Annotated in this window: 1 protein-coding gene; it reads left to right on the top strand. The window is 57.6% G+C overall.

Annotated features, from left to right (window positions below; all coding sequences use genetic code 11):
- Positions 1 to 74 precede the first annotated feature (74 nt).
- Positions 75 to 1,157 (top strand): ISNCY family transposase (locus LH464_RS24350; RefSeq protein WP_226788974.1); only part of this gene is annotated, 1,083 nt, incomplete at its 3' end.

The following is a 1,157-nucleotide window of genomic DNA, read 5'->3' as shown; positions in this document are numbered from 1 at the left end:
CTGGTCAAAGCCAACGTTGGGAGCAAGGATGACGACCTTCAGCCTGGTCGAGACCATGAGCGGTCGGAGTCGTCATGTCCTGCTTAATCACCATGTCTCAGAAAGAATTGCATCGCCTCGAAGTCATCCAAAAGATCCGTGACGAACGCCTGAGCGTTGTCCAGTCCGCCGAGCTGCTCGACCTCAGTCGAAGTCAGGTCCATCGGCTGCTGCAGGCTTATGACCGGGATGGTCCGGCTGGCCTTGTTTCCAAGAAGCGATCGCGCCCAAGTAACCGGCGCCATAGCGAGGAGTTTCGCAATGCGGCACTGGATCTGATCCGCGAACGTTATCTGGATTTCGGTCCGACACTGGCGCGTGAGAAGCTGATCGAGCTGCACCGGATCTCTGTCGCCAAGGAGACGCTGCGACAATGGATGACCGAGGCTGGTATCTGGGTCTCACGCCGAGAACGCAAGAAGCGCGTTTTCCAGCCACGCGGCCGGCGCGACTGCTTTGGCGAACTGGTGCAGATCGATGGGTCGCATCACTGGTGGTTCGAGAACCGCGGGCCAAAATGCGCCCTGCTCGTCTATATCGATGACGCGACAGGAAAGCTTTTACATCTTCGATTTGCTGGCTCAGAGAATACGTTCGACTATCTGCATGCGACGAAGGCCTATTTGCAGCAATGGGGCAAGCCGTTGGCCTTCTACAGCGACAAGCACGGCGTCTTTCGCTCCACCCATGCATCGGATAAAGACCGCACGAGTGGTCTGACGCAGTTCGGTCGGGCACTCTATGAGCTGAACATCGACATTATCTGCGCCAACACTCCGCAGGCCAAGGGCCGGGTGGAGCGTGCCAATCAGACATTGCAAGATCGGCTGGTGAAGGAGATGCGGCTTCGCGGTATCGACACGATCGAGGCAGCCAATGCCTATGCGCCTGAGTTCATGGCCGACTTCAATCGTCGCTTTGGCAAACCGCCGCGCAATCCGAAGGACATGCACCGAGCGCTGGCCGACCATGAGAACCTTGATGGCGCCATGTGCCGCAAGGAAGTCCGTACCCTGTCGCAATCATTGACGCTGCGCTACGACAAAGTGCTGTTCATTCTCGATCCGACCGAGATATCCAGCCCCTTGGCGGGCCAGAAGGTCGTGGTCTGTGATTAT

This window comes from Pseudorhizobium xiangyangii, assembly GCF_020531965.1.
In the GTDB taxonomy this organism is placed as follows: domain Bacteria; phylum Pseudomonadota; class Alphaproteobacteria; order Rhizobiales; family Rhizobiaceae; genus Neorhizobium; species Neorhizobium xiangyangii.
Note: the sequence above shows the minus strand (reverse complement) of the source record. Positions and strands in the feature narration are given on the sequence as shown.